At 67.5% G+C, this 8353-nt stretch carries 8 protein-coding genes; 5 read left to right on the top strand and 3 right to left on the bottom strand.

From position 1 onward, the window contains the following. Nucleotides 1-883: hypothetical protein (locus VGK32_14930; GenBank protein ID HEY3383064.1), on the bottom strand; the 883-nt coding region annotated here is incomplete at its 3' end. Nucleotides 884-984: 101 nt separating this feature from the next. Here VGK32_14930 and VGK32_14925 point away from each other — a divergent pair. The 5 genes from VGK32_14925 to kdpC all read left to right on the top strand — a co-directional run bounded on the left by VGK32_14925 (nucleotide 985) and on the right by kdpC (nucleotide 6123). Next, complete coding sequence (locus tag VGK32_14925; GenBank protein ID HEY3383063.1) at nucleotides 985-1467, top strand: hypothetical protein; 483 nt, start codon at nucleotides 985-987, stop codon at nucleotides 1465-1467. A gap of 99 nt (nucleotides 1468-1566) precedes the next feature. Next, the gene (locus VGK32_14920; GenBank protein HEY3383062.1) at nucleotides 1567-1656 is read left to right on the top strand and encodes a potassium-transporting ATPase subunit F; all 90 of its coding nucleotides are present in this window, start codon (nucleotides 1567-1569) and stop codon (nucleotides 1654-1656) included. A 1-nt stretch (nucleotide 1657) separates the two neighbouring features. Beyond that, a complete protein-coding gene (gene kdpA / locus VGK32_14915) occupies nucleotides 1658-3433 on the top strand; it encodes a potassium-transporting ATPase subunit KdpA (GenBank protein ID HEY3383061.1) in 1776 nt (591 codons plus the stop codon). 15 nt (nucleotides 3434-3448) lie between these two features. After that, on the top strand, nucleotides 3449-5485 hold the full coding sequence (gene kdpB, locus VGK32_14910; protein ID HEY3383060.1) for a potassium-transporting ATPase subunit KdpB: 2037 nt from the start codon (nucleotides 3449-3451) through the stop codon (nucleotides 5483-5485). A gap of 20 nt (nucleotides 5486-5505) precedes the next feature. After that, on the top strand, nucleotides 5506-6123 hold the full coding sequence (gene kdpC, locus VGK32_14905; GenBank protein ID HEY3383059.1) for a potassium-transporting ATPase subunit KdpC: 618 nt from the start codon (nucleotides 5506-5508) through the stop codon (nucleotides 6121-6123). Here the strand turns inward: kdpC and VGK32_14900 are convergent. Further along, entirely contained in the window at nucleotides 6050-6772 is a 723-nt protein-coding gene (locus tag VGK32_14900) for a response regulator transcription factor (protein ID HEY3383058.1), read from the bottom strand. The two genes, kdpC and VGK32_14900, sit on opposite strands and share 74 nt — an antisense overlap. Next, on the bottom strand, nucleotides 6769-8223 hold the full coding sequence (locus VGK32_14895; GenBank protein ID HEY3383057.1) for an ATP-binding protein: 1455 nt from the start codon (nucleotides 8221-8223) through the stop codon (nucleotides 6769-6771). Before VGK32_14895 ends, VGK32_14900 begins: the two co-directional genes overlap by 4 nt. Between the last annotated feature and the right edge of the window lie 130 nt (nucleotides 8224-8353).

Here is an 8353-nt window from a genome sequence, read left to right as displayed (position 1 = left end):
CCACGACCGCGACAGTGGCTCCGGCATCCGCGGCACGTGCGAGGTGACCATCGAGAGCCGCCTGGTCGGCCGGACTCAGGTTCGGTTGTCGGACGTGCAGGACGATCAGTTCGCCGTGAAAACGATCCGCGGTTCGCCTGGCCGTGTCGATCATCAACCGCGCGTTGGCCCGCGGGGTGACGCATACGAGCAGCCGTTCGCGGGCGCCCCGCGCCGGCGGAAGTCCCTGTGCTTCGAGATAGGCATTCAGTTGCCGATCGACCATCTCGGCAGCAAGGACGAGGGCAAGTTCGCGCAGGGCCGCATCACCTTCCCGGCGCGACACCGTCTCGGGCGGGACGTCCACGACTACGATTCCGTCCGCGGCCTCGACGAACGACAGGGGCACGCCGTCGCCGCTGTCGCGGCCGGTGATGGCCTCGACCTGCTTCCGCAGTTCATCGATGTGTTGCACGTCGATGGTGCCGATCACCGTGGTGCCGGCCGCCAACAGATCTTCAACATCCTGCCATCGCGCGGCGTGCCGGCTTCCCTCGGGATTCCGCTGCCCGACGCCATCGACGAGACAGACCCTGGGTTGTCGGGTCAATAGCGCCTCCACATCCATCGCCTCGCCGCCGGATCGTCGGACGCAGGGTACGACGGGAATGTCCGCGACGAGGGACCACAGGTGTGACGACGCATCCGACCGCATCGCGCCAACGGCCACGTCCTGACCACGTTCGTGCCTGCGGCGGCCCTCGTCGAACATCCTGACCGCGGGTTCAGATCCCAGTCCGTAACCGAGATAGATCTTCAGCCTGCCGCGCTCGGCATCGCGCTCGCCGGCGGTGATCTGACGCAGGAGCCGTTCCGGGTCCGGGCGCCGTTTGGGTTCGAGCACAGAACCATCATAGCCGTCGTCTTCCTCGAAGTACGGGTCCTTTACGGTTCCTTTATCCCGCGCTTACGCGGCGTTTAGGAGACCGGCCTACGCTGACAGTGATGAATGCCAACGAGTGGTCGGATGCCGCTGCCTCACAACTCGAGGTCGGGGCCGTGGAACTGACGGTGGTGGCCACCTCGCGCCGGGGCACCGAGGCGGCTGTCGGGGCGGCGCGGGAGTTCGGACAGCGTCTTGGCGCGCGACTGATCATCGTGGTGCCTCGCGTCGTGGACTTCCACGAACAGCTCGACGAGGCGTCGCCGGTCGGTCCGGTCATTGACGTGCAGCGCTTCGCCTCGGTGGTGCCCACGGGGACGGTACGCGTCTGCGTGTGTCGCGACGAACGCTCGATGCTCGGCGCAACGCTCAATCCGGCCTCGCTTGTGTTCATCGGGATCAGGCGGCTCTTCGGCTCGAAGGACCGGCGCCTTGCGCGCTGGCTGGCCGCGCATGGTCATCGAGTCGTGCTCGTGGACGCAGTGGAGGTCAACCCGGCTCGCGGACGCCTCGGCCGCTGGATCGGCGCGGCATTTGGTGACTGAGTATGGTGGACGTGATCTTCGTCGTCGTCACGCTGTGCTTCTACGGCGCCTGTCTCCTGTACATCGTCGGCTGCGACCGGCTGGAGGGGAGATCCAACCGTGACAAATGAAGCTGTGTTCGCCCTGGCGCTCGCCGCGCTGCTTCTCGTCTACCTGACGTACGCGCTGCTGCGGGCGGAGAGACTCTGAGATGACCGCGAACGGGTGGCTGCAGATCCTGCTGTTCCTCGGCGTGGTGTCGGCCGTCACCGTGCCGCTCGGACGGTTCATGGCGCGGGTTTTCACGAACCAGAGGACGTTGCTTGACGGCCTTGTCGCACCTGTTGAACGCCTCGTCTACCGCATCGCACGTGTCGACCCGACGCGCGAGATGAGGTGGACCGAGTACGCGGCGGCCGCCCTGCTGTTCGGCCTGGTCTCGATGGTCAGCGTCTACCTGCTGCAGCGCGTGCAGGCGTGGCTGCCGCTGAATCCACAGCATCTTCCCGCCGTGCCGCCCGGCCTGGCCTTCAACACCGCGGCCTCGTTTGCCACGAACACCGACTGGCAGGCGTACAGCGGCGAGACCACGATGAGCTATCTCACGCAGATGGCCGGGCTCGCGGTGCAGAACTTCGTGTCGGCGGCGACAGGGATCGCACTGGGGATCGCCTTCATTCGCGGCATCGCGCGGGTCGAGGCGGGCACCATCGGCAACTTCTGGGTCGACGTGACACGCGCCATCCTGTGGATCCTCCTGCCGTTCTCCTTCGTCGGCGCGCTCGTGCTGGTCTCGCAGGGGGTCGTGCAGAACTTCCGGGCCTACGACGCCGCCCTTCTCGTGGACCGCCACGTCTTTGCGACGACGGCAGGCGGGCGCGAGGCGGCATCACCGCCCCTCGATCGCCAGGTGATCGCCCAGGGTCCGGTGGCGTCACAGGAGGCGATCAAGGAATGGGGCACGAACGGCGGCGGATTCTTCAACGCCAACAGCGCCCACCCCTTCGAGAACCCGACGCCGCTCTCCAACTTCCTCGAGATGCTGGGCATTTTCAGCCTTTCCGCCGGGTTGACTGCGACACTCGGCGAGATGACCGGATCGCGCCGCCACGGCTGGGCCGTCTGGGCCGCGATGGCGTTCCTGTTCCTCGCGGGCGTGACAACGGCCTACTGGGCGGAGGCCCAGGGGAACCCACTGCTGCCGCAGATCGACCAGCAGGCAAGCCAATCGAGCCCCGGCGGCAACATGGAGGGCAAGGAGGTCCGGTTCGGCGTGGCCGGGTCCGCGCTCTTTGCGACCGTGACGACGGACGCGAGCTGCGGGGCGGTCAATGCGATGCACGATTCGTTCACGCCGATCGGCGGCCTGGTGCCATTGGCCAACGTGATGCTGGGAGAGGTCGTGTTCGGCGGTGTCGGGTCGGGGCTCTACGGCATCCTGGTATTCATCGTCTTGGCCGTCTTCATTGCCGGCCTGATGGTTGGCCGGACGCCTGAGTACCTTGGGAAACGGATTCAATCGCACGAAGTGAAGATGGCCATGCTGGCCGTGCTGGTCTTCCCGCTGACGATCCTCGCGCTCACGGCCGTGTCAATCGCGTCGCCGGCATTCGGGACATCGGCCATCGCCAACCGTGGGCCGCACGGTCTCACGGAGATTCTCTACGCGTTCGTGTCCGGTGTCGGCAACAACGGGTCGGCGTTCGCCGGCCTCGGCGCCAACACGCGCTGGTACAACGTGTCGCTCGCAATGGCAATGCTGATCGGGCGCTTCTTCGTCATCGTTCCGACGCTGGCCATCGCGGGCAGCCTGGCGGGCAAGAAACGGGTGCCGGTCTCTGCCGGGACATTCCCCGTGACCACGCCGCTCTTCACCGCCCTGCTGGTCTCGGTGATTGTGATCGTCGGCGCGCTGACGTTCTTCCCGGCGCTCAGCCTCGGTCCGATCGTCGAGCACCTGTTGATGCGCCAGGGCCGCACGTTCTGACGCCACGAACAGATCATGACTGCCACCTCCCCGTCCTTCTCGAACCCGCAACTGGTCCTTCGTTCGGCCTGGGCCGCCGTGCTCAAGTTGAACCCTCGCCTGATGATGCGAAACCCGGTGATGTTCGTGGTGGAGCTGGGCAGCGCGCTCACCGCGGTTCAACTCGTGCGGGACCTGTTCCGTTCGGTGCCCGACGTTGGATTCGAACTTCAGATCACGGTCTGGCTGTGGCTGACGGTGCTCTTCGCCAACTTCGCGGAGGCGATGGCGGAAGGCCGTGGGAAGGCGCAGGCCGACTCTCTCCGCCGTTCGCGAACCGATACGCTCGCGCGCAGGCTGACCAGGGGCGGGGACATCGAGGTCGTTCGTGCTCCCGATCTGCGCAAGGGCGACCTCGTGATGGTGCCGGCGGGCGACGTGATTCCCGCGGACGGGGACGTGGTCGAAGGCGTGGCCACGGTTGACGAATCGGCCATCACGGGCGAGTCCGCGCCCGTCATCCGGGAGTCCGGCGGCGACCGTTCGGCAGTGACCGGCGGCACGCGCGTCCTTTCCGATTGGATCAAGGTCCGGGTGACGTCGAACCCCGGCGAGACGTTTCTCGACCGTATGATCGCGCTGGTGGAAGGTGCCGAACGCCAGAAGACGCCGAATGAGGTGGCTCTCGACATCCTGCTCGCCGGCCTGACGATCGTCTTCCTGATTGCCGTCGTCACGCTCGAACCGCTCGCCCAGTACTCGGGGGCACCGCAGTCGATCTTCGTCCTGGCCGCGCTGCTGGTCTGCCTGATCCCGACGACGATCGGAGGCCTGCTGTCGGCGATTGGGATTGCCGGGATGGATCGCCTCGTCCAGCGGAACGTCCTGGCGATGTCAGGACGCGCGGTCGAGGCAGCAGGCGACGTCCAGACGCTGCTGCTCGACAAGACCGGGACGATCACCTTCGGCAACCGACAGGCGACCGAGTTCCTTCCGGCCGCGGGCGTGACCGAGACCGACCTGGCCGACGCCGCACAGCTGGCATCGCTGGCGGACGAGACGCCGGAGGGTCGATCGATTGTCGTGCTGGCGAAGACCCGGTACGCGCTGCGGGGACGATCGCTCCAGCCGAGCGGCGCGACGTTCGTGCCCTTCACGGCGCTGACGCGCATGTCCGGCGTGAACCTCGACGGGCGGGAAATTCGGAAGGGCTCGGTCGATGCCATCGAGCGCTACGTGCGATCGCACGGCGGGGCCGTGCCGGAGGACCTGCGGATGCTCACCTCGAGCGTGGCGTCGTCCGGTGGCACGCCGCTCGTCGTCGCGGAACGCGGCCGAGCTCTTGGCGTGATCCACCTGAAGGACATCGTGAAGGGCGGAATCCGAGAGCGCTTTGCCGAGCTTCGCGCGATGGGGATCCGGACCGTGATGATTACGGGCGACAACCCGCTGACCGCCGCGGCGATTGCGAACGAAGCAGGCGTCGACGACTTCCTGGCGGAGGCCACGCCGGAAGACAAGATGCGACTGATCGCGCGCGAACAGGCCGACGGCAAGCTGGTGGCGATGACCGGTGACGGGACGAACGACGCGCCCGCGCTTGCGCAGGCCGACGTCGGCGTGGCGATGAATTCCGGGACGCAGGCTGCAAAGGAAGCCGGCAACATGGTGGATCTCGACTCGAATCCGACGAAGCTGCTCGAGGTCGTCGAGATCGGCAAGCAACTGCTGATGACGCGCGGCGCCCTGACGACGTTCTCGATTGCGAACGACGTGTCCAAGTACTTCGCCATCATCCCGGCGATGTTCATGGGCGCGTTTCCGGTGCTCGCGGCCCTGAACGTCATGCGCCTGCGAACGCCGCAGTCGGCGATCCTCTCGGCCGTCATCTTCAACGCCCTGATCATCGTCGCGCTCGTGCCGCTCGCGCTGCGCGGTGTGCGCTACCGGCCGATGAGCGCAGCGGCGCTGCTGCGCCGCAACTTCCTGATCTACGGCGTCGGCGGCCTGCTGCTGCCGTTCGCGGGGATCAAGGCGATCGACATGGTGATTGGCCTGCTGCGGCTGGCCTAGCAGTTGCCGACGAGGGCCACATGAGGATTGCCGCCAATCTGCGGACTGCCGTTCTGATGATTCTGGTCGCCACCGGGCTTCTCGGGGTTGCCTATCCGCTGGCCGTGACGGCGTGCGCGCAACTCCTGTTTCCTGACAGCGCCGACGGCCAGCTCATCGTCAGGAATGGCCGGGTGATCGGTTCACGCCTGATCGGGCAGCCGTTCTCGGCACCCGAGTACTTCCATTCCCGTCCATCGGCCGCGGGACCTGCCGGGTATGACGCCACCGCGTCAGGCGGTTCGAATCTGGGGCCGACCAGCGCGGCGCTGGTTGCTCTCGTCCGCGCGCGGGCCGACGCTGCACGCCGGGAAGACGGGAGCGGCCCGGTGCCGATCGATCTGGTGACCGCGTCGGCATCCGGCCTCGACCCTCACATCACGCCGGCGAACGCGGCGTTTCAAGCCGCGCGGGTGGCGAGGGTGCGCGGCGTCACGCCCGCGATCATCGAGCGCCTGATCGAGGCCCACACGGAGGGCCGTCAACTCGGGTTCCTCGGCGAACCGCGGGTCAACGTGCTGCTGCTCAACCTTGCGCTGGACGATCGGTATCCGATGCGGGCGGCCGCTCGAAGCGATAGCCGACCCTCGGCTCGGTGAGGATGAACCGCGGACTTGCCGGGTCGACCTCGACTTTCTTGCGCAGGTGGTTGATGAACACGCGCAGGTACTCGACCTCGTTCCCGTAGTCCGGTCCCCACACCGCCTGGAGCAGGCGCGCGTGGGGGATGACCGTGCCCGCGTGGGCGACGAGGTACTCCAGGAGGTCGAATTCCTTCGGTGTCAGGCGGACTTCACTGTCGCCCTGGATGATGCGACGCGTGCGGAAGTCCACGCGAACGCAGCCCAGGACGAGCGCGGGAGGCGTGTCCTCAGCCCAGGCGGTCGGCGCGCGCCGGAGGGCCGCGCGGATGCGCGCGAGCAGTTCGGTCGTGCTGAACGGCTTGGTCACGTAGTCGTCCGCGCCGGCATCGAGCGCTTCCACCTTGTCGTGGTCGCCACCGCGCACCGACAGGACGATGATCGGTCCGTCCCAGGCGTGGCGAATCTCCCGGCACGCGGCCATGCCGCCCATCCCCGGCATGTTGAGGTCCAGCAGGATCAGATCCGGCCTGGCGTCCCTCAGCTTCTGCAGGCCCTCTTCGCCACTGCGGGCGTCGGTGACCACGTAGCCGGAGGCCACGAGCGTGGTCCGCATCACGCGCCGAATCTGCGGCTCATCGTCTATGACGAGGATTCGCGCGGTCATGGTTCGTCCTCGCCGGCAATCGGCAGCGTGAAGGCGAACGTGCTGCCGCCCCCGTCATGATCCTCGGCCCAGATGCGGCCGTCGTGCGCCTCGACGATCTGGCGCGCGATGGCGAGCCCCATGCCGGTGCCCGGGGCCTGGTTTCCTGCGTCGCCTCGGTACAGCCGGTCGAACACGCGCACCCGTTCGCGGCTTGCGACGCCGACCCCACGATCCGACACCCCAAGACGAACCTGCCGGCCGCTGACGCGCGCCGACACATGGAGGGGGCTGTCGGGGGGCGAGTACTTGAGCGCGTTGTCGAGCACCTGGCGCAGCACGAGCGCCACCAGGCTCGCGTCGACGTTCACGGCCGGCAGGGCCGCCTCGATGTCCCACGTGATCGCCCTGCCTTCGAGGCGCCCGGCACACGCCGCAACCGCGCGCTCGAGGATTTCAACCGCGGAACACGGCTCGCGCCGTGGGTGGAGATCGCCCGCGTCGATCCGCGCGGTCTGGATGGCGTCGGTCACCATCACGTTCAGGCGATCTGCCTCCTCGTCGATGACCTGTGCCAGATCGCGCGACGTGTCGGCTTCGAGTTTCCCTTCGAGCAGGCCGGTCGCGGCGGCCTTGATCGACGTGAGCGGGGTCTTGAAATCGTGCGCGACGCTGTCGAGGATCGCCGACTTCAACTCCTGGCTCTGCCGGGCCGCCTCCGCCCGACTCGCCGCTTCGCGTCCGCGGGCCCGTTCGACCGCGATGGCCGCCAGGCTGGCCACGGCGCGGTAGGCGGACTCCGATTCCGCCTGACCGGCGAACCCGATGCTGCCGATCACCCGGCCGCCAAGCGTCACCGGCAGAATCGTCTCGCCTGCCGCGAAGTCCTGAAAGACCGTCTCCTGGAGCGCGGCATCCCGGAGCCGGGCGTCGGGCAGTCCCCGCGACTCGTCGCCCGCGCGAAACACGCGATCCTCAGCCCGGTCGAAGAAGGCGACCGCGGCAACAGGAAGCGTGCGCCGGATGTGTCCCACGAGCTGTTCGGAGATGTTGTCCGCTTCGCCCGTGACCATCAGGCTGCGGCTGAGGCTGTAGAGACGCTCGATCTCGCCCGAACGGGCCGCCGCTTCCCGCGCCTCCCGCCGCGCGCTCGCCGACAACTGGCTGGCGACCACTGCCGTGACCAGGAACGCCAGCAGCGCAATCCAGTTCTGCGGGTCGGCGATCGTCAGCGTTCCGACGGGCGCGAGGAAGAAGTAATTGACGCAGACCACCGATGTGATGGCCGTCACCAGGGCCTCGATGAGCCCCCAGTGCGAGGCGATGCCGAGGACGGCCAGGAGCAGCGTCAATGCGACCGTGGTGCTGTTGACGGGGAAGATCCTCGTATAGACGAAGACCACGGCCGCCACGATTCCCAGGACGGCCAGGAGCCGCGCCGCCAGCAGCCACGAGGGATTGCGAACAGCCACGGGCGCAATAGTGACCCGCCGAGGGTCCGTTGCGCAAGGCACGCACGAGCAGGCGGCTCTGGGCGCCCGACAGAGGCAGGCACCTTGACCGCCGCGCGAGCCTCCGTGTATCATCAAAAGCTCGAACGAC

It is taken from the genome of Vicinamibacterales bacterium (assembly GCA_036504215.1).
Lineage (GTDB): Bacteria > Acidobacteriota > Vicinamibacteria > Vicinamibacterales > Fen-181 > FEN-299.
This window is presented reverse-complemented; position numbering and strand designations above follow the sequence as displayed.